General features: G+C 70.8%; 29 protein-coding genes. 17 read left to right on the top strand and 12 right to left on the bottom strand.

The genetic code is table 11. The features are described from left to right. Positions 1-27: 27 nt before the first annotated feature. From ACZ4MF_RS09930 to ACZ4MF_RS09920, 3 genes are all read right to left on the bottom strand, one after another. Positions 28-1,035, bottom strand: a complete 1,008-nt coding sequence (locus tag ACZ4MF_RS09930; protein ID WP_467491485.1) for a S1C family serine protease — start codon at positions 1,033-1,035, stop codon at positions 28-30. Between the two features lie 95 nt (positions 1,036-1,130). Continuing rightward, positions 1,131-2,153, bottom strand: coding sequence for a LacI family DNA-binding transcriptional regulator (locus tag ACZ4MF_RS09925; protein ID WP_467491483.1), 1,023 nt, complete (start codon positions 2,151-2,153; stop codon positions 1,131-1,133). A gap of 76 nt (positions 2,154-2,229) precedes the next feature. Then, the gene (locus ACZ4MF_RS09920) at positions 2,230-3,030 is read right to left on the bottom strand and encodes a response regulator transcription factor (protein WP_467491481.1); all 801 of its coding nucleotides are present in this window, start codon (positions 3,028-3,030) and stop codon (positions 2,230-2,232) included. Between the two features lie 184 nt (positions 3,031-3,214). Here ACZ4MF_RS09920 and ACZ4MF_RS09915 point away from each other — a divergent pair, with 184 nt between their 5' ends. The 3 genes from ACZ4MF_RS09915 to ACZ4MF_RS09905 are packed head-to-tail and all read left to right on the top strand — an operon-like array spanning position 3,215 to position 5,549. Beyond that, positions 3,215-4,075 carry an alpha/beta hydrolase gene (locus ACZ4MF_RS09915; protein ID WP_467491479.1) on the top strand — a complete coding sequence of 287 codons (861 nt, stop codon included), beginning with the start codon at positions 3,215-3,217 and terminating at the stop codon, positions 4,073-4,075. A 46-nt stretch (positions 4,076-4,121) separates the two neighbouring features. Then, positions 4,122-4,376 (top strand): MoaD/ThiS family protein, encoded by a 255-nt coding sequence (locus ACZ4MF_RS09910; RefSeq protein WP_356020461.1) that lies wholly within the window; start codon positions 4,122-4,124, stop codon positions 4,374-4,376. A 6-nt stretch (positions 4,377-4,382) separates the two neighbouring features. Next, positions 4,383-5,549: a hypothetical protein gene (locus ACZ4MF_RS09905; protein ID WP_467491476.1), complete on the top strand. Its 1,167-nt coding sequence runs from the start codon at positions 4,383-4,385 to the stop codon at positions 5,547-5,549. Between the two features lie 100 nt (positions 5,550-5,649). On the opposite strand, the gene ACZ4MF_RS09900 is transcribed toward ACZ4MF_RS09905, so the two are convergent. The 4 genes from ACZ4MF_RS09900 to ACZ4MF_RS09885 form a co-directional block, all read right to left on the bottom strand. Further along, positions 5,650-5,940 carry a DUF1416 domain-containing protein gene (locus tag ACZ4MF_RS09900; RefSeq protein ID WP_356020457.1) on the bottom strand — a complete coding sequence of 97 codons (291 nt, stop codon included), beginning with the start codon at positions 5,938-5,940 and terminating at the stop codon, positions 5,650-5,652. Between the two features lie 28 nt (positions 5,941-5,968). Further along, a complete protein-coding gene (locus tag ACZ4MF_RS09895; protein ID WP_467491474.1) occupies positions 5,969-6,814 on the bottom strand; it encodes a sulfurtransferase in 846 nt (281 codons plus the stop codon). Positions 6,815-6,948: 134 nt separating this feature from the next. Next, on the bottom strand, positions 6,949-7,029 hold the full coding sequence (locus ACZ4MF_RS09890; RefSeq protein ID WP_350751515.1) for an Ms5788A family Cys-rich leader peptide: 81 nt from the start codon (positions 7,027-7,029) through the stop codon (positions 6,949-6,951). A gap of 208 nt (positions 7,030-7,237) precedes the next feature. After that, complete coding sequence (locus ACZ4MF_RS09885) at positions 7,238-7,981, bottom strand: LmeA family phospholipid-binding protein (RefSeq protein ID WP_467491472.1); 744 nt, start codon at positions 7,979-7,981, stop codon at positions 7,238-7,240. A 103-nt stretch (positions 7,982-8,084) separates the two neighbouring features. Here ACZ4MF_RS09885 and ACZ4MF_RS09880 point away from each other — a divergent pair, with 103 nt between their 5' ends. Beyond that, entirely contained in the window at positions 8,085-8,390 is a 306-nt protein-coding gene (locus ACZ4MF_RS09880; protein WP_467491470.1) for a DUF3099 domain-containing protein, read from the top strand. 15 nt (positions 8,391-8,405) lie between these two features. On the opposite strand, the gene ACZ4MF_RS09875 is transcribed toward ACZ4MF_RS09880, so the two are convergent. The 3 genes from ACZ4MF_RS09875 to ACZ4MF_RS09865 are packed head-to-tail and all read right to left on the bottom strand — an operon-like array spanning position 8,406 to position 9,168. Next, positions 8,406-8,768 carry a DsrE family protein gene (locus tag ACZ4MF_RS09875; RefSeq protein WP_467491468.1) on the bottom strand — a complete coding sequence of 121 codons (363 nt, stop codon included), beginning with the start codon at positions 8,766-8,768 and terminating at the stop codon, positions 8,406-8,408. Beyond that, on the bottom strand, positions 8,765-9,010 hold the full coding sequence (locus ACZ4MF_RS09870; RefSeq protein WP_467491466.1) for a hypothetical protein: 246 nt from the start codon (positions 9,008-9,010) through the stop codon (positions 8,765-8,767). The genes ACZ4MF_RS09875 and ACZ4MF_RS09870 overlap by 4 nt, the downstream gene beginning before the upstream one ends. Beyond that, complete coding sequence (locus ACZ4MF_RS09865) at positions 9,007-9,168, bottom strand: hypothetical protein (protein WP_467491465.1); 162 nt, start codon at positions 9,166-9,168, stop codon at positions 9,007-9,009. Before ACZ4MF_RS09865 ends, ACZ4MF_RS09870 begins: the two co-directional genes overlap by 4 nt. Before the next feature lie 169 nt (positions 9,169-9,337). Between ACZ4MF_RS09865 and ACZ4MF_RS09860 the strand changes: the two genes are divergently transcribed. The 6 genes from ACZ4MF_RS09860 (at position 9,338) to ACZ4MF_RS09835 (ending at position 13,820) form a co-directional block, all read left to right on the top strand. Continuing rightward, the gene (locus ACZ4MF_RS09860) at positions 9,338-10,174 is read left to right on the top strand and encodes a helix-turn-helix domain-containing protein (RefSeq protein ID WP_467491578.1); all 837 of its coding nucleotides are present in this window, start codon (positions 9,338-9,340) and stop codon (positions 10,172-10,174) included. Then, positions 10,162-10,518 carry a DUF397 domain-containing protein gene (locus tag ACZ4MF_RS09855; RefSeq protein WP_467491463.1) on the top strand — a complete coding sequence of 119 codons (357 nt, stop codon included), beginning with the start codon at positions 10,162-10,164 and terminating at the stop codon, positions 10,516-10,518. The genes ACZ4MF_RS09860 and ACZ4MF_RS09855 overlap by 13 nt, the downstream gene beginning before the upstream one ends. A gap of 97 nt (positions 10,519-10,615) precedes the next feature. Continuing rightward, positions 10,616-11,332: a hypothetical protein gene (locus ACZ4MF_RS09850; protein WP_467491461.1), complete on the top strand. Its 717-nt coding sequence runs from the start codon at positions 10,616-10,618 to the stop codon at positions 11,330-11,332. Further along, positions 11,329-12,180 (top strand): hypothetical protein, encoded by an 852-nt coding sequence (locus ACZ4MF_RS09845; RefSeq protein WP_467491459.1) that lies wholly within the window; start codon positions 11,329-11,331, stop codon positions 12,178-12,180. The genes ACZ4MF_RS09850 and ACZ4MF_RS09845 overlap by 4 nt, the downstream gene beginning before the upstream one ends. Then, entirely contained in the window at positions 12,177-13,022 is an 846-nt protein-coding gene (locus ACZ4MF_RS09840) for a hypothetical protein (RefSeq protein ID WP_467491457.1), read from the top strand. The genes ACZ4MF_RS09845 and ACZ4MF_RS09840 overlap by 4 nt, the downstream gene beginning before the upstream one ends. A 222-nt stretch (positions 13,023-13,244) precedes the next feature. After that, complete coding sequence (locus ACZ4MF_RS09835; RefSeq protein ID WP_376287707.1) at positions 13,245-13,820, top strand: heme-binding beta-barrel domain-containing protein; 576 nt, start codon at positions 13,245-13,247, stop codon at positions 13,818-13,820. A 39-nt stretch (positions 13,821-13,859) separates the two neighbouring features. Here the strand turns inward: ACZ4MF_RS09835 and ACZ4MF_RS09830 are convergent, their stop codons facing one another. Then, a complete protein-coding gene (locus ACZ4MF_RS09830) occupies positions 13,860-14,114 on the bottom strand; it encodes a hypothetical protein (protein WP_467491454.1) in 255 nt (84 codons plus the stop codon). A 143-nt stretch (positions 14,115-14,257) separates the two neighbouring features. On the opposite strand from ACZ4MF_RS09830, the gene ACZ4MF_RS09825 reads away from it, so the two are divergent. Both ACZ4MF_RS09825 and ygfZ read left to right on the top strand, forming a co-directional pair. After that, positions 14,258-14,695, top strand: coding sequence for a Fur family transcriptional regulator (locus ACZ4MF_RS09825; protein ID WP_356020427.1), 438 nt, complete (start codon positions 14,258-14,260; stop codon positions 14,693-14,695). Positions 14,696-14,704: 9 nt separating this feature from the next. Next, the gene (ygfZ, locus tag ACZ4MF_RS09820) at positions 14,705-15,670 is read left to right on the top strand and encodes a CAF17-like 4Fe-4S cluster assembly/insertion protein YgfZ (protein WP_467491452.1); all 966 of its coding nucleotides are present in this window, start codon (positions 14,705-14,707) and stop codon (positions 15,668-15,670) included. A gap of 18 nt (positions 15,671-15,688) precedes the next feature. On the opposite strand, the gene dtd is transcribed toward ygfZ, so the two are convergent. Continuing rightward, a complete protein-coding gene (dtd, locus tag ACZ4MF_RS09815) occupies positions 15,689-16,114 on the bottom strand; it encodes a D-aminoacyl-tRNA deacylase (protein WP_467491450.1) in 426 nt (141 codons plus the stop codon). Between the two features lie 160 nt (positions 16,115-16,274). Between dtd and ACZ4MF_RS09810 the strand changes: the two genes are divergently transcribed. The 5 genes from ACZ4MF_RS09810 (at position 16,275) to ACZ4MF_RS09790 (ending at position 21,168) form a co-directional block, all read left to right on the top strand. Continuing rightward, complete coding sequence (locus ACZ4MF_RS09810; protein WP_467491448.1) at positions 16,275-16,907, top strand: RsiG family protein; 633 nt, start codon at positions 16,275-16,277, stop codon at positions 16,905-16,907. Positions 16,908-16,950: 43 nt separating this feature from the next. After that, a complete protein-coding gene (locus ACZ4MF_RS09805) occupies positions 16,951-18,204 on the top strand; it encodes a GNAT family N-acetyltransferase (RefSeq protein WP_467491446.1) in 1,254 nt (417 codons plus the stop codon). Between the two features lie 357 nt (positions 18,205-18,561). After that, entirely contained in the window at positions 18,562-19,452 is an 891-nt protein-coding gene (locus ACZ4MF_RS09800) for a winged helix-turn-helix domain-containing protein (RefSeq protein ID WP_467491444.1), read from the top strand. 109 nt (positions 19,453-19,561) lie between these two features. After that, complete coding sequence (locus tag ACZ4MF_RS09795; protein WP_467491442.1) at positions 19,562-20,443, top strand: FadR/GntR family transcriptional regulator; 882 nt, start codon at positions 19,562-19,564, stop codon at positions 20,441-20,443. Continuing rightward, the gene (locus ACZ4MF_RS09790; protein WP_467491440.1) at positions 20,443-21,168 is read left to right on the top strand and encodes an HAD family hydrolase; all 726 of its coding nucleotides are present in this window, start codon (positions 20,443-20,445) and stop codon (positions 21,166-21,168) included. The genes ACZ4MF_RS09795 and ACZ4MF_RS09790 overlap by 1 nt, the downstream gene beginning before the upstream one ends. Positions 21,169-21,306 lie beyond the last annotated feature (138 nt).

The raw sequence follows: 21,306 nt of genomic DNA, 5'->3' as shown, positions 1-21,306 counted from the left end.
TGCCGGTGCTCGGAGCTGGTGGAGCTGTTAGCCGGTGGCGCCCGACCGGAGCTTGGCCAGGTCGGACTTGACGGTGTTGATCGGGATCGCGAAGCCGAGGCCGATGCTGCCCGCGTCGGAGGACGACGAGGACTGCTGGCTCGACGAGTACATCGCGGAGTTGATGCCGATGATGTTGCCGCTCGCGTCGATCAGCGCACCGCCGGAGTTGCCGGGGTTGAGGGACGCGTCGGTCTGGATGGCCTTGTACGTCGTCGTGGACGAGCCGGTGTCGCCGTTGAACTGGCGGCCGCCGAACTGGAACGGCCAGTTTCCGTCGCCGCCCTGGTTCTGGCCCTGGTTCTCGTCGGTGGAGACGGTGACGTCCCGGTTCAGGGCGGAGACGATGCCGCTGGTCACGGTGCCGGTCAGGCCCTCGGGGGAGCCGATCGCGACGACCGTGTCGCCGACCTGGACGCCGCTGGAGTCGCCGAGCGAGGCCGTCTTCAGGCCCGAGGCGCCCTGGAGCTTGAGCAGCGCCAGGTCCTTGGAGCTGTCGGTGCCGACGACCCGGGCGGTGTATCCGCTGCCGTCGCTGGTGCGCACCTTGATGGACTGCGCGCCGGAGATGACGTGGTTGTTGGTGACTATCTCGCCGTTCGACGTGATGACCACGCCGGAGCCGGTGGAGGAGCCGCTGTCGAGGGTCGCGTTGATCTCGACCACGCTCGGACTGACCGCGGAGGCGATGGCGGCGACGTCACCGCGCTTGCTGGAGGGCACCACGTTGGTGGCCGTGCCGCTGGAGGCGACCGTGTCCTTGCCGGTCAGCTCCTGGAAGGCGTAGGCGGTGCCGCCGCCGACGGCCGCCGCGACGATCGCGACCGCCGCGAGGAGGGCGACCGGGCCGCGGCTGCGCTGCTTCCTGTCTTCGCCCGGCTGGTACGGCGGCGGGGGCGGCCACTCGGGGTTCACGGAAGCGGAGTGGTCCGCAGGAGCGGAGTAGTAGTGCTGCTGCGGGTACTGCTGCGCGTCGTTGCCCTGGCTCTCGGTCATGTCATAGAGAGTCCCCCGCGAACGTGAGAGCTTCCTGAGTGCTTGCTGAGAAGCCCGGCAGAACCTCGTTTGCCCGATATAAAGAACCGGCGGAGCTACTGGCAGCCGCAGCTCGTGCGCACCACCAGCCGCGACGGGAACGTCTTCAGCCGCTCCCGGCGCGAGCCCGGCACCCTGAGCCCGTCGTCCAGGACCAGGTCGACCGCCGCCCGGGCCATCGCCGAGCGGTCCGAGGCGACCGTGGTCAGCGGCGGGTCGGTGAGCGCGGCCTCCTTGATGTCGTCGAACCCGGCCACCGCCAGCTCGCCGGGCACGTCGATGCGCAGCTCGCGCGCGGCCCGCAGCAGGCCGATCGCCTGGTCGTCGGTGGAGCAGAAGATCGCGGGCGGCCGGCGGGGCCCGGACAGGACCTCCAGGCCCACCCGGTAGGCGTCGTAGCGGTTGTACGGCGCCTCGAACAGCCGGCCCTCGGTGCTCAGGCCCGCCTCGGCCATGGCCCGCCTCCAGCCCTCGACGTGGTCGGAGACCGGGTCGCCGACGGCCGGCGTCTCCGCCGTACCGCCCAGACAGGCGACGTAGTCGTGCCCGTGCTCCAGCAGATGGCGTACGGCGAGCTGGGCGCCGCCCAGGTCGTCGGTGACCACGGCGACGTCGTCGATGGCCTCGGGCCGCTCGTGCAGCAGCACCACCCGGGCGTCCCAGGCGTCGATCTCGGCGGCGGCCAGGTCGTTCAGGGCGTGACTCACCAGAATCAGGCCGGAAACACGCATGCCCAGGAAGGCGCGCAGATAGTGGACCTCGCGCTCGCCGATGTAGTCGGTGTTGCCGACGAGGACCATCTTTCCGCGCTCGGAGGCGGCCTGCTCGACCGCGTGCGCCATCTCGCCGAAGAACGGCTGGCGGGCGTCCGGGATGATCAGGCCTATGAGGTCGGTGCGGCGCGACGCCATGGCCTGGGCGACCCGGTCGGGCCGGTACCCCAGCTCCTTGATCGCCGCGAGGACACGCTCGCGCGTGGCCGGGGCGACCGGCCGGGGTCCGTTGTTGATGACATAGCTGACCACGGCGGTGGACGTCCCCGCCAGCCGCGCCACATCATCCCGAGTCACCTTGGCCACGCGCGGAGTCTACGCGGATGGACCCACTCTGGGCAGGGCGTATCAGTGCTCGGATGGTGCCCCCGAGGCGCGGGGACTACACGTCGGCGTGGACGTCGGCGCCGTCCCGGACGGCCGCCTCGGCCGTTTTGTCCGGATCCTCCGCCTTTGTCTGTCCGGCCTTGGCCTTGGCCTCCTCGGCCGCCTTCTCGGCGGCGCGCTCGACCTTCTCCGGGGTGACGAACCGGTAGCCGACGTTCCGCACGGTGCCGATCAGGGACTCGTGCTCCGGGCCGAGCTTGGCGCGCAGCCGCCGTACGTGCACGTCGACCGTGCGGGTGCCGCCGAAGTAGTCGTAGCCCCAGACCTCCTGGAGCAGCTGGGCGCGGGTGAAGACGCGGCCCGGGTGCTGGGCGAGGTATTTCAGCAGCTCGAACTCCTTGAAGGTGAGGTCGAGCACCCGCCCCTTGAGCTTGGCGGAGTACGTGGCCTCGTCCACGGAGAGATCGCCGTTGCGGATCTCCATGGGGGAGTCGTCGCCCACGATCTGCTGGCGTCCCGTCGCGAGCCGCAGCCGCGCCTCCACCTCCGCGGGACCGGCGGTGTCGAGCAGGACGTCGTCGATGCCCCAGTCGGCGGTGACGGCGGCGAGGCCGCCCTCGGTGACGACGAGGATCAGCGGACAGCCGGGGCCGGTGGACCGCAGCAGCTGGCACAGGCTGCGCACCTGCGGCAGGTCGCGGCGGCCGTCGACGAGGATGACGTCGGCGCCCGGGGTGTCGACCAGGGCGGGGCCCTCCGCCGGGGCGACCCGCACGTTGTGCAGGAGCAGGCCGAGTGCGGGCAGCACCTCCGTCGAGGGCTGGAGGGCGTTGGTCAGGAGCAGCAGAGAACTCATACGTCTGGTTCCTCCTCGGGTCCCCGCGAGGACTGTGCGGACGGGCACTGCTCTGCGATCCCGAAGGCCCCGTACACGGCCACGGGTCACCTGGGGTTTCCCGTTTCGTATACAACGCTTCCGAAAGCACAAAAGGACCCGGGGGCTTCGCTGCCCGAGTCCTCTGCCCAGCAGAATAGCCCACATGAGGAACCGTTCGGCAGGTCAAGTGGCGCATTCCACCGTTCGTCCGAATCCCGAGACGCCCAGACGGGAAGCTTTCCGGACGTTCCTGCGCACGGCCGACGGAATTCCGGTCGATTCCGTATACGATCCGGGCGCCTTCGTATACGAAAGCTCGGAATCCCTTCCCGACACCTCGGGTACGCCCGTCCGTGACCTCGTGTTCGTGATCGCCCACGGGTTCACCGGGGACGTGGACCGGCCGCACGTACGAAGGGTGGCGGGCGTGCTCGCGCGTTACGGCGCGGTCCTCACCTTCTCCTTCCGCGGCCACGGACGCTCCGGCGGCCGCTCCACGGTCGGCGACAAGGAGGTGCTCGACCTGGCCGCCGCCGTCGAGAGGGCCCGCTCCCTCGGGCACGCGCGCGTGGTGACCGTCGGCTTCTCCATGGGCGGCTCGGTCGTGCTGCGCCACGCGGCCCTGTACCCGCGCACGGCCGACGCGGTCGTCGCGGTCAGCGCCCCCGCCCGCTGGTACTACCGCGGCACCGCCCCCATGCGCCGGCTGCACTGGCTGGTGACCCGCCCCGAGGGCCGCCTGGTCGGCCGCTACGGCCTGCGCACCCGCATCCACCACCGCGACTGGGACCCGGTCCCGCTGTCCCCGGTGGAGTCGGTCCCGGGAATCGCCCCGACGCCCCTCCTCGTCGTCCACGGCGACCAGGACGGCTATTTCCCCCTCGACCACCCCCGGATGCTCGCCGAGGCGGCCGGTGACCACGGGGAACTCTGGGTGGAGCCCGGCATGGGCCACGCCGAGCACGCGGCGGACGACGCGCTGCTGGCCCGGATCGCGGACTGGGCCGTCGGCGCGGCGGGCTAGCCTGAGGGCACTCTTATTTCTTTCCTGCCGTCGATTGAGGAACGAGATGCCCAAGGTCACGGTGCGCTACTGGGCCGCCGCCAAGGCCGCGTCCGGCGTCCCCGAGGAGCCGTACGACGCGGACACGCTGGCCGACGCGCTGGCCGCCGTGCGCGCGCGGCACCCCGGTGAGCTGTCGCGTGTGCTCCAGCGATGCTCCTTCCTCATAGACGGTGACCCCGTCGGGACCCGTGCGCATGAGACGGTACGGCTGGCCGAGGGCGGCACGGTCGAAGTGCTCCCGCCGTTCGCAGGAGGATGAGGCGCGATGAGCGACCAGCCGCATGAGGGGTACGGGCCCTACGACCCGTACCAGCAGCACCAGCAACAGCAACAGCAACCACAGCACCAGCAACCACAGCAGTGGCAGGCCTACGACCAGTACGGCCCGTACGACCAGTACGGCCACCCGTCGGGCTACGACCCCCAGTCGACCCAGCAGTGGCAGGGCCAGACGTGGGACACGCAGACGCACGCGCACCCGCCGGCGCAGCCGTACCAGCAGCCCCAGCCCCAGCACTATCAGCAGCCGGCGTACTCCGGTCCGTACGCACAGCCGCAGCCGCAGCCGCAGCCGGTACCCGAGCCGGAGCCGAAGGCCGCGCCCGCGACCGAGCCGGAGGCGCAGGAGGAGGGGGAGCCGGAGTACGGCCCGGCCACGCTCGGCGGGAACGCCCGGATCACGGACGCCCAGCGGGCGCGCCTGGAGGGCCGTTCGCCGGTCATCGAGCCCGGCATGCAGCCGGCGCTGCTGACCGCCGTCCTCGGCCTGCTCCTGGCCGCGACGGCACCGATCGCCTCGTACGCCCTGGTCGTCCCGCTGGTCGTGCTCCAGGCCGTGACGGCGGCGGGCTGGTTCCGGCTGAACGGCATGTGGCCCGCCCGGCAGGGCATCGCGCTGGCCTTCGCGGGCGGCCTGACGGCCGACGCGGCGGTCCTGGTCGCGGGCCGCGACAACGCGCCCGCCGCGATCCTCGGCCCCCTCGGCGTCTGGGTCCTGCTGTCCCTGGTCCTCCAGCTGCGCTCGCACGCCTCGCCGGACGAGCGGATGTACGGCCTGATGGCGACGGTCGCCTCGGCGTCGCTGACCGTCCTCGCCACCGGCTACCTGGGCGCCGACACGCACGCGGTGTCGGTCGGCGCGGCGGCGGTGGCGGTCGCGGTCCTGGCCCGCGCGCTGCCCCTGCCGACCCCGGTCTCGGTCGTGGTCTCCCTGCTGGCGGCCGCCGGCGCGGGCATCGCGGTGGGCCAGATGACCCACTTCGGCACACAGGGCGCCGCCCTGGGCGCGGCGGCAGCGGCCTGCGCGCTGATCGGCCACCGTGTCGCCAGCTACGACTACCCGTCCCGCTTCGTGCACTTCACGGCCGGTGTCGCACTCCCGCTGTCGGCGGCGGCCCCGGTGGTGTGGGCCCTGGGCCGCGCGCTGGGCTGAGCAGGCGGAAGCAGACCGAAGGGCCGTACCCCCATGGCGTCCAACCCCGGGGTACGGCCCTTCTGTCCGTCACTCAGCCGTCACTGAGCCCTCGGCTCGCTCAGACCGCGATGGCGACCTCGGCGAGCCCGCCCTTCTCCGCCACGACGACCGTGCGGTCGGCGGAGCCGCCCGGCACCAGCGCCCGCAGGGTCCACGTGCCCTCGGCCGCGTAGAACCGGAACTGACCGGTCGCCGAGGTCGGGACCTCGGCCGTGAACTCGCCGGTCGAGTCCAGCAGACGGACGTAGCCCGTCACCGGCTCGCCGTCGCGGGTCACCTGGCCCTGGATCGTGGTCTCACCGGGCTTGATCGTCGAGGCGTCGGGGCCGCCGGCCTTCGCTCCGCACATGTCGTCTCTCCAGAAGAAGGGGGATGTCTTACTTGTTGGCGCCGAGCTCGATCGGCACGCCGACGAGGGAGCCGTACTCGGTCCAGGAACCGTCGTAGTTCTTGACGTTCTGCACGCCGAGCAGCTCGTGCAGCACGAACCAGGTCAGGGCCGAGCGCTCACCGATGCGGCAGTACGCGATCGTGTCCTTGGCGAGGTCCACGCTCTCCTCGGCGTAGAGCTCCTTGAGCTCCTCGTCCGACTTGAAGGTGCCGTCGTCGTTGGCGTTCTTCGACCACGGGATGTTGCGCGCGCTCGGCACGTGGCCCGGGCGCTGCGACTGCTCCTGCGGCAGGTGGGCCGGGGCGAGCAGCTTGCCGCTGAACTCGTCGGGCGAGCGGACGTCGACCAGGTTGTGCGAGCCGATCGCGGCGACGACGTCGTCACGGAAGGCGCGGATCGAGGTGTCCTGGGCCTTGGCCTTGTAGTCGGTCTTCGCGCGCTCGGGGACCTCGTCGCCGGCGACCAGCTCGCGGGCGTCCAGCTCCCACTTCTTGCGGCCGCCGTCGAGGAGCTTGACGTTCTCGTGGCCGTAGAGCTTGAAGTACCAGTAGGCGTACGACGCGAACCAGTTGTTGTTGCCGCCGTAGAGGATCACCAGCGTGTCGTTGGCGATGCCCTTCTCCGACAGCAGCTTCTCGAAGCCGGCCTGGTCGATGAAGTCGCGGCGGACCGGGTCCTGGAGGTCCTTGGTCCAGTCGATGCGGATCGCGTTCTTGATGTGGTTCTTCTCGTAGGCGGACGTGTCCTCGTCCACCTCCACGAGGGCGATGTTCGGGTTGTCCAGGTTGTCCTGGACCCAGTCGGCGTCTACGAGGACGTCGCTGCGGCTCATGCTCTTTCTCCTCCGGGGCAGTCGCGGCGGGGCGTGCAGAAGTAGAGAGGGCGCGCGCCCGAAAGGGGCCGGGCGGCGCACGGGTGCCCTTACCAGCAGGGCGGCTGAGGGATGCGGAAGTGGATTACTTCCACTCAGAAGGGGCGACAGAGCATGGCGGCAACGCGGCACAGGTCCACTGCCCGCCGCTTCGTGAGATCCGCCTGTCGCTTCATGGCCCCGATCGTAGGGACGTCCGGGCGCGCGTGTCACCGGTGTGTCGTATGGCGAGATGCGATCGTCCGAATGTTGGGACGAAAAGAGCGCCCGGGGCAGGCGGCGGTGGCCTCCGGGCGCTCGTGCGGGTGACGCATCTACGGTACGGACGTGGCCGTCTCGCCAGTCGGACGAAGTCTGTCCAGCGCCGGTGTTCCGCGGGTGTCCCTACCCTGCCAGCCTGACGTCCGAACCCTTCACGCTGATCTGCACGCCGTCCGGCGCGGCCTGCACCTTGTCCAGCTTGATGCCGCCGGGCAGCCGGTCGATGGCCTGGTTGAAGTCGGTGATGTCGCGGACGCGGTTGTCGGCGGCGGCGACGGCGGCCAGCTTCGGCAGCGAGTCGGCGTGGACCTCGACCTTGTTGTTCGCGACGGTCACGGAGCTGAGCACGGACGTCGTCTGGTCGACCGGGATGGACAGGAACGAGCCGGTGATGTGGATCGCGACCTTGATCTTGCCGTTGCCGCCGTCGGACAGCCCCACGACCTGGGCCTGGACCCCGGGTACGACCTCGGTCGGCTGGGACTTTGCGGTCTTCAGCAGCTCGGCGTAGGAGACGGTCGCGGTGCCGGTGGCGCTGTCCGCGGTGGCGGAGCTGTAGTCGCCGGAGAAGGAGACGCCCTTCATGTCGGCCTTCAGGTCGTCGATCCGGATCGTCTTGCCGTCGGTCCCGGTGGCCGCCTGGTAGTCCTTGATCCCGACCTGTACGTCGTCCAGCGACCCGCCCGCGAGCTGGGTGAGGAACGGGAACCCCTCGATGCTGACGTCCGGCGTCGAGGCGAGGTTCTCCGTCGACTTCAGCTTGTCGGCGGCCTGCCCCTCGGCGAAGTGCACGGCGACCCGGTCCACGATCACGAACAGCCCGCCCAGGATCACGACGAGGATCAGGAGTATTCGCAGGGCGCGCATGTGGTGGTTCTCCCCGAGGGTCGGTGTCGTTCGTCCGCTGCCGTACGGCCGTACGCCACGGTAACCCTGCGGGGCGGGGGCGCCGGGAGTTTGTGGATCAGTTGTGACAGGGGCCGCTCGGAGCCCCGCGACCTACTCTGGACGTATGTACGCGCGGCGGCGGCACGTCTACTTCGCGATGATGGGCGTCTGTATCGGGCTTTTCGTTCTGGCCTGGGGAGTCGTCCGGATCTGGTCTGTGCCGGCGGCCGTCGGCATGTGCGTGGTGGCCATGGTCATTCCACCGGTCGCGGCGATGATCGCCAACCGCCGGGGCCCCGAGGACCGTTGGTGGGACGATCCGTCGGGGGACCCGAAGTCCGACGAGTGGTGGGACGAGCTGGACGGCAAGAAGCGCCCCAGGCGGTGAGCCGGCGGTGATCCGTCAGTACACGAGGGCCTGGGTGTCGTCGGCGAGGGCCTCCTGGACGAAGACCTGCGCGCCCGCGATCCGTACGCCCTCGATGACGTCCTTCTCGGTGATCTCCCGCCGGGCCGCGCACTGCGTGCACAGCGTGAGGCGCCCGGCGGCCAGGACCGACTCGATCAGGTCCGGCAGCGGCGCGGCGTGCGGCAGCTCGAACTCCGCCGCCCGCCCCGGCAGCGCGAACCAGGACGACTCGCCGGTCAGCCACAGCGAGACCTCGACGCCACTGGCCACGGCCACGGCCGCCACGGTGAACGCCTGCGAACAGCGCTCGGGCGCGTCGGCCCCGGCCGTCACCTTGATCACGAGCTTCTTGGTCATACCGGAAGCGTAGCCGCGACGACGACGGTGACGATCAGCGTGGCCAGGCAGAGGACGGTGAGGACGCCGCTGACGGTGGCGCCGTCCACCGACCGCCGCGGGCGCCGTCGCTCCCGGGCCCGCTCGGCGAAGTACGGGTGGAAGGGCGGCAGCGCGTACGCGGGCGGGACGGACTCCGGGTCCCGGGGTGTACGTCCCTCCTCCCGCCACCGCTTGCACTCCTCGTACGGCAGTCCCGTCATGCCTGGTGCTCCTTGCGCTGGTGCTGGCGCAGCAGGACGTTGGCGTCCACCTCTGCGCTCCGGTCGTACGTCGCCTGCGCGGCCTCCCGTCGGTCCGCCAGCTCCGCGCAGGCGGCGCAGCCGGGGACGGGGCTCGGTGGCCGGGTGATGTCGTTCATGGGGGGGGCAGCTCCCTTCTCCGCACGCCTGCGCACAGCGCGAAGGGAGCGCTACGCTGCGTGTTCGGGTGGCGTGATGAGCATGGCGCAGAGAAACGGCATCTGGGCTGTTGAGAGGCCCAACTTCCACGCCGGGCCTGCCAAATTCAACAAATTCAACAGGAGCGCGATGCCGCAGCGGCTGGTGATCACGGGACGGAGTCAGGAGCCACGGGGACGCTTCGCCGAGGAGTTACGGCGTTTGCGGAGTGAGCGCGGCCCGAGCCTGCGGGACCTCGCGAAGGAGGTGGGCTGGGACGCGTCCCTGTTCAGCAAGATGGAGAGCGGACGGACCCTGGGCGGCCCGGAGGTCGTCCAGGCGCTGGACCAGTACTACGGCACACCGGGACTGCTGGTCACGCTGTGGGAGTTGGCGGTGGCGGACCCGACGCAGTTCAAGGAGCAGTACCGGAGGTACATGCTGCTGGAGTCGGAGGCGGTGAGCTTGTGGCACTACGGCGTGAGCACCGTGCATGGTCTGCTTCAGACCGACGGGTACGCCCGTGAACTGCTCGCGCTGGGAGGCGCCAAGGGGGAGGACCTGGACCAGCAGGTCGAGGCCCGCACCGGGCGGCGGCAGTTGCTGGAAGGCGGTGACGCCCCGCCGTTCCGTGCTCTGCTTGGCGAGGCGGTGCTGCGGACGCCGCTGCGGGACGCGGGCGAGTGGCGAGTGCAACTGGAGCACCTGCTGGAGGTGTCGGAGCAGCCGCACATCAAGATCCAGGTGTTGCCACAGCAGGTCGGACTGCACGGTCTGGTGAGTACCGATGTGATGTTCCTGCGGCTGCTGGACGGGCGGACGGTGGCGTACACGGAGAATGCCCGCCGAGGCGAACTGGTCGAGGAAAACACGTCTGTTGAGCGGCTGCACCGTGCGTACGATGCGATGCGGGACCTGGCCCTGAACCCGGTCGAGTCGCGGAAGTTCATCATGCGGATGTTGGAGGAAATGCCGTGCGAGCCATAGATCTGAGCGGCGTGACCTGGCGCAAGAGCAGCTACAGCAACCCGGACGGCGGCGCCTGTGTCGAAGTCTCCGACGATCTCCTGACCCACGCGCACTGGCGCAAGAGCAGCCACAGCAACACGAGCGGTGGCGAGTGCGTCGAAGTCTCCGGCGACTTCCTGGCCGGCGCGGACTGGCGCAAGAGCAGCTACAGCAACTCCGATGGCGGCCAGTGCATGGAAGTCGCCGCCAACGCCCCCGCGCAGGGGCTCGTCCCCGTCCGCGACAGCAAGGACACCACCCGCACCCCCCTCCTCTTCGGCGCGGGCGCCTGGGGAGCGTTCGTCGACGACGTCAAGCGCTGAATCGTAATCAAACCCAGCTACAACTCCGTGTGCATGCCATGAGTCTCCTGTGGAGCGCGGGTGGGCAACCCGCGCTCCCACCCTGTAGGGAGACGTTTTGGAATCACCTGAAAGACCGGGGCGCCGGGGCCGGACCGCCGCGCTGATCGCGGGGGCCGCCGGGCTCGGTGTCGTCGCGGGGCTCTGCACCGGTTACGTCATCCAGGCCGGTCGGCCGCCCACGAGGCTGCCCTCGCTGTCGCAGCCCGCCGTCCCTCAGGGCAAGGGCACTGTCGAGCCTCTGTCGGCGGCGGACGACCGCCGGGTGAAGACCGACGGCGACCTGCGCAAGCTGCTGCTGAAGCGGCCCAAGGGCGCGCGGGCCACCGACTTCGGGAGTGCCGACGGCTGGATGGACCTGGTCGACTACGCGAGCGCCTTCAAGAATCCGACCGGGGCCTTCAAGGACGAGCTGAAGAGCGAGTTCCGGCGCGCGGCCCGGACCACCTGGCAGACCGGCACGTACGACGTCGAGATACGGCTCGTCCAGTACCACCAGGTGTCGGCGCCCGGCGCCGCCAAGCACGTGGAGGAGCAGCGGTACTGGGCCGAGCGGGATCCGGACACCGGCAGCTCGCCCATCCCCGGCACCGGCGACGGCATGGTGTTCGTGCACCGCACGCCCAAGGCCGAGAGCGGCTACCTGCCGGTGTACTCGGCCGAGGCGCTCGCCTCGCGCGGTGACATCTACATGGACATCTGGATCACCGACACCCGGCCGATCCCCGAGAACGAGATCATGGAACTGGCGAAGCGGCAGGTGGCCCAGCTGTGAACGAGGCCGTGAACGAATCCGCCGAGCCCGAGACGCCGCCCGCACCGCCCGCAGCGCCCGCACCGGCCCCCGCCCGGCGGCCCGTGGGCCGGATCGTCGCCGTCGCACTCGTGGCCCTCGCCGTTGTCGGCGGGGTCGGGTTCACCGCGGTGACGGTCGCCGGTGCCGACCGGGATCCCGGCAAGCCCGTCTTCACGTTCCCCAAGGCCTCCGAGCGGGGCGAGAAGGGCCAGAACCAGGACGACCGGCAGGGCAAGGACGTCTCGGGGCTGCGCGGCATGCTGATGCCGTACGAGAAGGGCGTGTCCTACGGCTACGGCCAGGGGCCGGACATCGGCGAGTTCGGCCCCGACGTCGCGCTCGACGGACGCGAGGCCACCGCACTGCGCAAGCAGGAGATCCACGGCCTGCCGCCGGCGACCCGGCGGGCACTGGACCAGGTGATCGACAAGGAGCACATCCAGGGCATGGCGATGCGCAGCTACGCCCCGTTCGACAGCGAGTACGGAGGCCTCGACAAGCCCTTCACGCTCACCTTCGAACTGGTCCGGATGGCGAACCGCGGCTCCGCACGCGAAGTCTCCACCAGCCGGAACGAGGTCTTCAAGGCCCTCGGGGTCTTCCCCAGGGGGCCGGAGATCCAGGGCCACACGGACGCGGCCTGCTTCCGGATGCCCAAGACGGGCGACGAGAAGACCGACCGCATGGTCTGCTCCGCCTCGGTGGGCGACGTGCTCGTCACCGTCAACGCGGCCGGGACCCGCCCGCTCGACACCGACCACATCGCCGTCTTCGTCGGCAGAGAGCTCGACCGCATCAAGGACAAGGACCCGGGGAAGGCCGTATGAGCGAGCAGCAGATTCCCGTCGCCCCCGCGCTGCCGGAGCCGGAGCCGGAGTCCTTGCCCGCGGTGCCCGCGGGCAAGGACCGCCCGGTCCTGCGGGCCGTCCTGCGCTGGACCGCGGCCCTCGCGGTCTTCGCGGTGGCCGGCACGTCGACGGCGTACGGCATCACCCGGGTCGAGCGCACCGACCTCCCCGGCCTCGCCACGCGTCCGGACGGCCGCTGGGACTACCCGCGGATCGTCCGTCCGCCGCTGCCCGCCGGCCGCCCGGCCCCCTTCGCCCGCGACAACGCGGCGGACATCCACTACGCCGACCTGCGCACACTGGTGCTGTCCGCGCCGAAGGGCGCCAAGGCCGTCCCGGCGCTCGCCGGCGATCGCGGATGGACGACGCCGAAGGTGTTCCTCGCGGAGTACGCGAGCAAGGACGACCGGGACGCTCTCCAGGGCGAGCTCACCGACCACGGCCTGCGGCACATCGCCGCCCGCGGCTGGACCACGCCGGACGGCACCCGGACCCGGATCTACCTGCTCCAGTTCGAGACCGGCCTGATCGCCGGCGAGGTCCAGCAGGACGAGTTCACCGGCTACGACGACCCGCCGCTCGCCCTGCGCGGGGCTGCCGCCAACGCGATGGACGAGTCGTACCCCGCGGCCGCCACCGCCGACGGGAACAGCCTCGTGGAGGAGTTCGCCGAAAAGCAGCCGTACGGCGCCGAGCAGGTGCGGCAGGCCTACATCACCTCCGGCGACGTCATCGCACTCGTGGTGCAGTCCCGCGCGGGCGGTGCGAAGGAGATCCCGTTCCAGCAGACGGTGGTCCTGCAGCAGCAGCTGCTCGGCTGAGGACCCGGACAGCGCACCTCGGCAAGAGTGCCGGGTCCCGGCCGCGTAAGCTGAGCCCCGGCTCTGTCGTATGCCCACCCTCGCTCAAGGAGCACCCGTGGAGATCTTCTTCGAAACCCTGCTGGTCCTGGTCTGCGTCGGCGTGCTCGCCTTCGCCGCTCTGGCAGTGAAGAAGCTGTACCAGGGCCAGCGCTGAACCTCACCTAGGAAAGCTTTCCGCTCATGATCGAGATCCCGTCCGACCTGCACAAGGACCTCGTCCCGCTCGCCTTCCTGCTCGGCAACTGGGCCGGCGCGGGCGTGCACGACTTCCCCGGCGCCGAGAAGTGCAACTTCGGCCAGGAGGTCAGCTTCACCCACGACGGACGGGACTTCCTGGAGTACCACTCCCACACCTGGGTGCTGGACAACGACGGCAACAAGGTCCGCCCGCTGGAGTCGGAGTCCGGCTTCTGGCGGATCGACGCCGACCGCAAGGTCGAGGTGACGATGACCCGCGACGACGGCGTCATCGAGATCTGGTACGGCGAGATGGCCGACAAGAAGCCGCAGATCGACCTGGTCACCGACGCCGTCGCCCGCACGGCCGCCGCCCGGCCGTACAGCGGTGGCAAGCGGCTCTACGGGTATGTGAAGAGCGACCTGATGTGGGTCGGCGAGAAGCAGACGCCCGACGTCGAGCTGCGCCCCTACATGTCGGCCCATCTGAAGAAGGTCGTCACCCCGGAGGACGTCGAGCGCTGGGCCAAGGCCCTCCCCGACGACATGCCGGACGACGGCATCGCGTTCTTCAAGTGACCAAGGCCGGGTAAGGGCCTTTCCTGATCACACGCGGCTTCACACGCGTCCCAGCAGTCCACCCGCGAGACCGCCGACGAGACCGTCCTCCGCGTCCATGTCGTCGTCGGCGGACTTCGGCTTCGGGTCGTGCCCGGGGTGGTTGCGGTGGGGGTCGGGCCGGGACCAGATGTCCCCGGCGGCGGGCTGGTCGTCGGCCGTGGGCCCGGGGCGGGCGGACGCCGCGGTCGCGCCGAGCGTGGCGAGCAGGACAGGGGTGGCGACCGCGAGGGCCAGGATTCTGCGGACGTGCATGGATACCTCCGTGTTGGGGGCGACAGGTCGCCGCGAAGCTACCCACGGAATTCATCCTGAATAACGAATTATCGAGCTAACCACTCATGCGGCCGAAGAGGACCGGCTCCCGGTGTGACGGGCGTGGTTCTAGACTCGTCGGTGTGGTGAGCACCGACTGGAAGAGTGACCTCAGGCAGCGTGGCTACCGGCTGACGCCGCAGCGGCAGCTCGTGCTCGAAGCCGTGGACACCCTTGAGCACGCGACCCCCGACGACATCCTCACGGAAGTGAAGAAGACGGCGTCGGGGGTCAACATCTCCACCGTCTACCGGACGCTGGAGCTGCTGGAGGAGCTGGGCCTGGTCAGCCACGCCCACCTCGGGCACGGGGCGCCCACCTATCACCTCGCCGACCGGCATCACCATCTGCATCTGGTGTGCCGGGACTGCGAGAGCGTGATCGAGGCCGATGTGGCGGTCGCGTCGGAGTTCACCGCCAAGCTGCGGGCGCAGTTCGGGTTCGACACCGACATGAAGCACTTCGCGATCTTCGGCCGCTGCAAGGACTGCTCCCTGAAGAGTTCAACTACCGCGTCGTAGGCTGGCCGTATGAAGAGCCCTCTGCTGTCCCTGCCCGGTGCCGTCCCCGCCGAGGGCGTGGACGAAGGTGTCGCCGCCCACTACGGCGACCTGTTCCGCGAGCAGCGTGCCCTCGCCGAGGGCGACGGCTTCGTGGACCTGTCCCATCGCGGCGTCATCACGGTCACCGGTGACGACCGGCTGAGCTGGCTGCACCTGCTCCTCACCCAGCACGTCAGCGAGCTGCCGCCCGGCGAGGCCACCGAGGCGCTGATCCTGTCCGCGCACGGGCACATCGAGCACGCCCTGTACCTGGTCGACGACGGTACGACGGTGTGGGCGCACGTGGAGCCCGGGACGCGGGAGGCGCTCCTCGCCTACCTGGAGTCGATGAAGTTCTTCTACCGGGTCGAGGTCGCCGACCGGACGGACGACTTCGCGGTCGTCCACCTGCCCGCCGGGTCCATCGCCGAGGTGCCGGACGGCGTCGTCGTACGGGAGACGGCGTACGGGCGGGACCTGTTCCTGCCGAGGGCCGACCTGGAGTCCTTCGCGGCCTCCCACGGGCCCGCCGCCGGGCTGCTCGCGTACGAGGCGCTGCGCGTCGAGCAGCACCGGCCCCGGCTCGGCTTCGAGACCGACCACCGGACCATTCCGCACGAGCTGGGCTGGATCGGTACGGCGGTGCACCTGCAGAAGGGCTGCTACCGGGGGCAGGAGACCGTGGCCCGGGTGCAGAACCTGGGCAAGCCGCCGCGCCGGCTGGTCTTCCTGCACCTGGACGGGAGCGACGTCCATCTGCCCGGCGCGGGAACCGAGATCCGCCTCGCGGACGACGGGCCCGACGGGCGCAGGATCGGGTTCGTGACGACGTCCGTACGCCACCACGAACTGGGGCCGGTGGCGCTGGCGCTGGTCAAGCGCAATGTGCCGGTGGACGCGCGGCTGATCGCCGGTGACACCGCCGCCGCGCAGGAGGTCGTGGTCGAGCCGTAGGCCGGTCCTGCGGCGTCGTCACATCTCCAGCAGCACCGTGAAGGGGCCGTCGTTCGTCAGGGACACCCGCATCCGCGCCCCGAACCGGCCCGTCGCCACCGTCGCGCCGAGGGCCCGCAGTTGGGACACCACCTCGCCGACCAGGGGCTCGGCGACATCGCCCGGGGCCGCCGCGTTCCACGTGGGGCGGCGGCCCTTGCGGGCGTCGCCGTAGAGGGTGAACTGGCTGATGACCAGCAGCGGGGCGTCGACGTCGCTGCACGACCGCTCGTCCTGGAGCATGCGGATCGACCACAGCTTGCGGGCCAGCTGGGCCGCCTTCTCCTTGGTGTCCTCGTGGGTCACCCCGACCAGGACGCACAGCCCCTCGCCCTCGATCGCGCCGACCGTCTCGCCGTCCACGACGACGCTCGCGCCGTCCACCCGCTGCACCACCGCTCGCATGCGGACCATCATGCCGGGTGTCCCGCTCGTGGTCACAGGCGGCCCATTATCAATCCTTACCGCCCATCTGGGGCTGTTCGGGGGCACTCGGTCACATTGCGGTCGGTCGGGGTGGCACGATGCTTACCACACGCCGGTCGAGGGGACGGTCAGAACCACGATGAGCACACCTAGTACCAGCGGGCGGCTGGAGCTCCAGGGGGTCCAAGGGGTCCAGGGGATGCCGGAGGTGACGTACCGGGCTCCCACGCAGCGCGCCGACAGCCCGTCGAGCCCCGTGCCGCCCGCCGAGCCCGGCGAGCGCGAACTGGCCCGGCTCGGCCTGCCCGAGCTGCGCACCCTGCGCCGGGACGCCCAGCGCGACGAGGCGGACCTCAGCTATGTGCGGCGGCTGCTCCAGGGACGGATCGACATCCTCCGCGCGGAGCTGTGCCGGCGCGGCCGGGCCTCGCTGCCCGCGCCGGCCGACGGCTCGGTGGTGGACCGGCTCCCGGAGATCCTCAAGGACGCCCCGGCCCGGTATCGCTCCTCGGCCCGCCATGTCACGCTCGGCACCCCGCACAACGAGGAGTACCGGCAGCTGGCCGCCGAGATGCTCGGCGAGGTCGAGCTGAGCGATCTCGCGGCGCGGACCGATCTCGAACTGAGCAGTGCCATGGGGCGGTTGGTGCGCTACGAGCAGGAGGTCTCGCGGCGCCGGCAGCGGCTGCAGCAGACCACCGACGAGTGCAGCGGGGAGATCGCCCGCCGGTACCGGGTGGGCGAGGCCACGGTGGACGACCTGCTGAGCTGAAAAGGGGGCGACGCCCGGCGGGTCGCGTGCCTATCGTGAGGTGATGAGCGACCTGGTGATACGCACTGTCGGCGAGTCCGAGCACGAGAACTGGCTGCGGGCCGTGAGCACCGGGTTCCTGAGTCCGCCCACCGTGAGCGCGGACCAGCTGGAGCGCAGCCGCCGCACGGACGCCGAGGCGTCGGCCCGGCGGACCGGCGCCTTCGACGGCGACCGGTGCGTGGCGACGCTCTGCTCCTTCCGGCAGGAACTCACCGCAGTCGGCGGCGCGTTCGTCCCCGCGAACGCCGTCTCGGGCGTCACCGTGAGTCCCACGCACCGGCGCCGGGGCCTGCTCACCCAGATGCTGGGCCGGGACCTCGCCGCGGCGAAGGAGCGCGGTGACGTCGTCGCCACGCTGATCGCCGCCGAGTACCCGATCTACGGCCGCTACGGCTTCGGCCCGGCGGCCTGGTCCGTCAAGTGGACCGTCGAGGCGCTCCGGGCGGGGCTCGACCGGCGCTGGGCCGGGCCCGAGGGCGGGGGCCGGATCGATCTGGCCGACGGCGCCGAGGTGCGCACGCTGGGGCCCGCGCTGCACGAGCGGTTCCGGGCCGCCACGCCCGGCGCGGTCAGCCGTGTCCCGGTGTGGTGGGACCTGACGACCGGCGTTCTGCGCTCCGGCCCGGACTGGACCGAGCCGTACCACGCGGTGTACCGCTCCGCCTCCGGCGAGGTCGAGGGTCTGGTGTCGTACCGCACGGCGGAGCACGACTGGCCGGGCAATCAGCCGGGGGACACCCTGGCCGTGAACTGGATGCTCGCCACCACCCCGGCCGCCGAGCGCGCCCTGTGGCACTTCCTGTGCTCGATCGACTGGGTGGCCCGGGTGACCAGTGACCGGCGCGCCCCGGACGACCTGCTGCCCCAGTTCCTGCCCGACCCGCGCGCGGCCCGCCTCACCGAGCACACGGACTGGCTGTGGCTGCGGATCCTGGACGTCGTACGGGCCCTGGAGGCGCGGACGTACGAGGCGGCGGGGTCGGTGGTTCTGGAGGTCGCCGACCCGGAGGGGCCGGCCGGCGGGCGGTTCCGGCTGGAGGCCTCGGCGGACGGCACGGCCTCCTGCACGGTCACGTCCGCGAGCGCCGATCTCACTCTCGGCGTGGGCGAGTTGAGCAGTGTGTGGCTCGGCGGGGAGTCGCTGCGGCGGCTCGTGGCGCTCGGGCGGGTGCGGGAAGAACGAGAGGGCGCCGCCCGGAAGGCCGACGCCCTGTTCCGCTCGCCCGGGCTCCCGTGGTGCCCGGACCTCTTCTGACGGTTCCCTTCTCCCGGCTGCCCTGACTGTTCATGGCTGTTCATGACTGCTATCCGTAGCGAGCTGTTCAGTTGTGGCTGTGCTGTGCGGTGTTCAGTTGTGGCTGTGCTGTTTGTCTCATGTCCTGTTCAGTTGTGACTGTGCGCTTCGGTGGCCGTCCCCTGCCCGGGCTCCCGGCTCCCCTCCGGAAGGAAGCCCGGTCGGCCAACCACTGGGGAAGCTCGACCATGTCCTGCAAGTTGGCAGCCAACTTCACTGTACTTATCTCCGCGCGGAAGCGGCTCATAACCAGCTGTCGCCGAACTGCCAGAAGTTGGCGGGAAGTTGTAGTGTTTGTCCGTGGACCCGGAGCACGTCTTGTCCCATGGACGGACGAGGCCACAGCGGCCCCGCTCGTCCCACCGTGACATCGCCGACGAACTGCGCAGCCGGATCAGGTCCGGCGTGCTGCGGCCGGGCCAGCGCATGCCCACGCAGGCCAAGCTGGCCGACGAGTTCGGCGTCGAGCGCGGGGCCGTACGGGAGGCGCTGCGCATCCTTCAGGCCGAGCAGCTGCTCATCAACGTGTCCAAGGGCAGTCCGGCGACCGTGGCCCCCGCGCTCGGGCCTGTGGCTTTCGTGTCCGGACCGGCCGCCGCGCCGCAGCCCACCATGGTCGGGCTCACCCCGCGCATCGCGGCCGCCTTCGCCGCGCCGCACGTGCGGATCGACGCGCTCTGCCTGACCTCCGTCTCGCTCACGCTGGCCGTCGGCGAGCCCCTGCGACAGATCCACGCGGGACGGCTGAAACCGGCCAAGATCGACGTCCGGGTGCTGCTGCCCAGCCGGGACATCGACCTCGCCTTTCCGGCGCCGGTGGCCGCCGACGACGGGGGCCTGCTGCGCCGCCGCTGGCTGGCCCAGCGCAACGCCCAGGGGCAGGTGCTGCGGCAGAACCTGCTGGCCCTGCTCACCACGCACGGCATCGACGTCCGGGTCTCCTTCCGGGCGCTGCCGTTCACCCCGCCCGTGAAGCTGTATCTGCTCAACGACGCGGAGGCGCTGTTCGCGTACTACACGCTCAAGCGCCGTGAGCGGGAGATCGAGCACGAGCATCTGGAGCTGTACGACGCCGACGGCACGCGCTCGGTGCTGTTCGCCTTCGAGGGGGACGCCGGGGCGCGGGACGCGGCGTTCGTGGAGCAGTCCCGGCGGTGGTTCGACGCGCTGTGGGGGACGATCAGTTCGGAGCTGCGGTTCGGCGCGTAGCCGGCGGGCGCGTGGGTGGCAGCCAACTCCGGCCAAGTTGCCGGTGCTTGGCAGCTATGGGCGAACAACTTCTGGGCAACTCTCCCTGGATGGATCAGAGTTGTAGCGTTTGGTCGTGACTCGGGAGTATGTGGCAGTGAACGGCAGCAGAAGGCGCACGCCCCAGGAGATCGCCGACACCCTGCGCGAACGCATCCGCACGGGTGCCCTGCGGCCCGGTGCGCGGCTGCCCACGCAGGCCGTGCTGGCGGGGGAGTTCGGGGTCGAGCGGGGTGCCGTGCGCCAGGCGCTGCGCGTGCTCCAGGAGGACGGGCTGCTCAGCGACGTCAGCAAGGGCAGCCCGCCACGGGTCGCCGAGCCGGGCGAGGGCCGGGAGGGGCCGCAGCCGACCATGGTGGGGCTGGCGCCCCGGCTCACCGAGGCGTTCTCGGCGTCGCACGTGCGCATCGACGCCGTCTGTCTGACCGCGCAGAGCCTGATCCCGGCGCTCGGCGAGCCGCTGCGGCTGATCCACGAGGGGCGGCTCAAGCCCGACCGGATAGACGCCCGGGTGCTGCTGCCCGGCCGGGACATCAACCTCGCCTTCCCGGTCTCGGTCGACGCCGGGAGCGAGGAGGACGACGCCGTGCACCAGCGCTGGCTGGCGATGCGCAACGCCCAGGGCCAGGTCCTCCAGTACAACCTCCAGGCGCTCCGCGGCACCCACGGCATCGACGTCCAGGTCACCTTCCGGGCGCTGCCGTTCACCCCGCCCGTGAAGCTGTACCTGCTCAACGGGGCGGAGGCGCTGTTCGCGCACTACATGATCAGCCGGCGCGAGGAGCCGACCGACAGCGGGACACTGGAGATGTGGGACACCCTGGGTTCCGAGTCGCTCCTCTTCTCCTTCGAGCGGCGCTCCGGGCAGCGTGACGCCGCCTTCGTGGAGCAATCGCAGAAGTGGTTCGACGCCCTCTGGGAAACCATCACGTCGGACCTGACACTCTCCTAGTGACTTCTGATGCGACTTCTGATGCCGGCGAGATCGAAAAGCTTCGGGAACTGATCACACCGGCCCGCTTCGTGCTGTGGGACTTCGACGGGCCGATCTGCCGGCTGTTCGCCCGGCACACGGCGGAACGGGTGGCGGCCGAGCTGGTGGACTGGCTGGCCGGACGGGGACTGCACAATCTGCTGAGCGACTCCGAGCGCGGCTCGCTGGATCCGCATGTGGTGCTGCGCGCCGTGGACCGTCGGCGCCCCGGCAGCGACCTCGTGGCCGAGTTGGAGGAACGGCTCAGCCACGAGGAGCTGCGGGCTGCCGGATCCGCGCTGCCCACCGCCTACGCCGACCCCCTGATACGCACCTGGACCGCGGTCGGCGCCCGGCTGGCCATCACCACCAACAACTCGCCGACGGTGGTGCGCGCCTACCTGAACGGCCGCGGCCTCACCTCCTGCTTCGCCCCCCACATCTACGGCCGTACGACCGACCTGCACCTGCTCAAGCCCGACCCGCACTGCCTCAACCGCGCGCTGTCCGCGATGGGCTCGGCCCCCGGAGCGGCCCTGATGATCGGCGACTCGCCCTCCGACCTCACCGCCGCGCACGACGCCGGCGTGCCGTTTCTCGGCTACGCGCGTAACGAACACAAGAGGAAGCTCCTGCGGGAGGCCGGAGCCGGGTGCGTGGTCGGCTCGCTGGAACCGCTGCTGCGGATGCTGCGCGGCCGGTGACACCGGGCCGTGCGTCGTCCGTGGCCACGGCCTCCGGGCGACGCCGGGCCCGCTTGCGGAGCCAGGCCGCCAGCGACACCGCCAGGCCGGCCCCCCAGATGACGAGGTGACCCACGTCGTCGATCTGTATGTCCAACC

The organism is Streptomyces sp. NPDC025793 (assembly GCF_055558375.1).
This window is presented reverse-complemented; position numbering and strand designations above follow the sequence as displayed.

Coding starts and splice junctions, on each gene's coding strand:
- ACZ4MF_RS09895 (WP_467491474.1), bottom strand. CDS start 6,814: ATGAGCCGCAGCGACGTCCTCGTAGACGCCGACTGGGTCCAGGACAAC.
- ACZ4MF_RS09860 (WP_467491578.1), top strand. CDS start 9,338: ATGCCGCAGCGGCTGGTGATCACGGGACGGAGTCAGGAGCCACGGGGA.
- ACZ4MF_RS09885 (WP_467491472.1), bottom strand. CDS start 7,981: ATGCGCGCCCTGCGAATACTCCTGATCCTCGTCGTGATCCTGGGCGGG.
- ACZ4MF_RS09930 (WP_467491485.1), bottom strand. CDS start 1,035: ATGACCGAGAGCCAGGGCAACGACGCGCAGCAGTACCCGCAGCAGCAC.
- ACZ4MF_RS09805 (WP_467491446.1), top strand. CDS start 16,951: ATGAGCGACCTGGTGATACGCACTGTCGGCGAGTCCGAGCACGAGAAC.
- ACZ4MF_RS09900 (WP_356020457.1), bottom strand. CDS start 5,940: ATGTGCGGAGCGAAGGCCGGCGGCCCCGACGCCTCGACGATCAAGCCC.
- ACZ4MF_RS09810 (WP_467491448.1), top strand. CDS start 16,275: ATGAGCACACCTAGTACCAGCGGGCGGCTGGAGCTCCAGGGGGTCCAA.
- ACZ4MF_RS09910 (WP_356020461.1), top strand. CDS start 4,122: ATGCCCAAGGTCACGGTGCGCTACTGGGCCGCCGCCAAGGCCGCGTCC.
- ACZ4MF_RS09865 (WP_467491465.1), bottom strand. CDS start 9,168: ATGAACGACATCACCCGGCCACCGAGCCCCGTCCCCGGCTGCGCCGCC.
- dtd (WP_467491450.1), bottom strand. CDS start 16,114: ATGCGAGCGGTGGTGCAGCGGGTGGACGGCGCGAGCGTCGTCGTGGAC.
- ygfZ (WP_467491452.1), top strand. CDS start 14,705: ATGAAGAGCCCTCTGCTGTCCCTGCCCGGTGCCGTCCCCGCCGAGGGC.
- ACZ4MF_RS09915 (WP_467491479.1), top strand. CDS start 3,215: ATGAGGAACCGTTCGGCAGGTCAAGTGGCGCATTCCACCGTTCGTCCG.
- ACZ4MF_RS09840 (WP_467491457.1), top strand. CDS start 12,177: ATGAGCGAGCAGCAGATTCCCGTCGCCCCCGCGCTGCCGGAGCCGGAG.
- ACZ4MF_RS09890 (WP_350751515.1), bottom strand. CDS start 7,029: ATGAAGCGACAGGCGGATCTCACGAAGCGGCGGGCAGTGGACCTGTGC.
- ACZ4MF_RS09835 (WP_376287707.1), top strand. CDS start 13,245: ATGATCGAGATCCCGTCCGACCTGCACAAGGACCTCGTCCCGCTCGCC.
- ACZ4MF_RS09830 (WP_467491454.1), bottom strand. CDS start 14,114: ATGCACGTCCGCAGAATCCTGGCCCTCGCGGTCGCCACCCCTGTCCTG.
- ACZ4MF_RS09875 (WP_467491468.1), bottom strand. CDS start 8,768: ATGACCAAGAAGCTCGTGATCAAGGTGACGGCCGGGGCCGACGCGCCC.
- ACZ4MF_RS09905 (WP_467491476.1), top strand. CDS start 4,383: ATGAGCGACCAGCCGCATGAGGGGTACGGGCCCTACGACCCGTACCAG.
- ACZ4MF_RS09870 (WP_467491466.1), bottom strand. CDS start 9,010: ATGACGGGACTGCCGTACGAGGAGTGCAAGCGGTGGCGGGAGGAGGGA.
- ACZ4MF_RS09920 (WP_467491481.1), bottom strand. CDS start 3,030: ATGAGTTCTCTGCTGCTCCTGACCAACGCCCTCCAGCCCTCGACGGAG.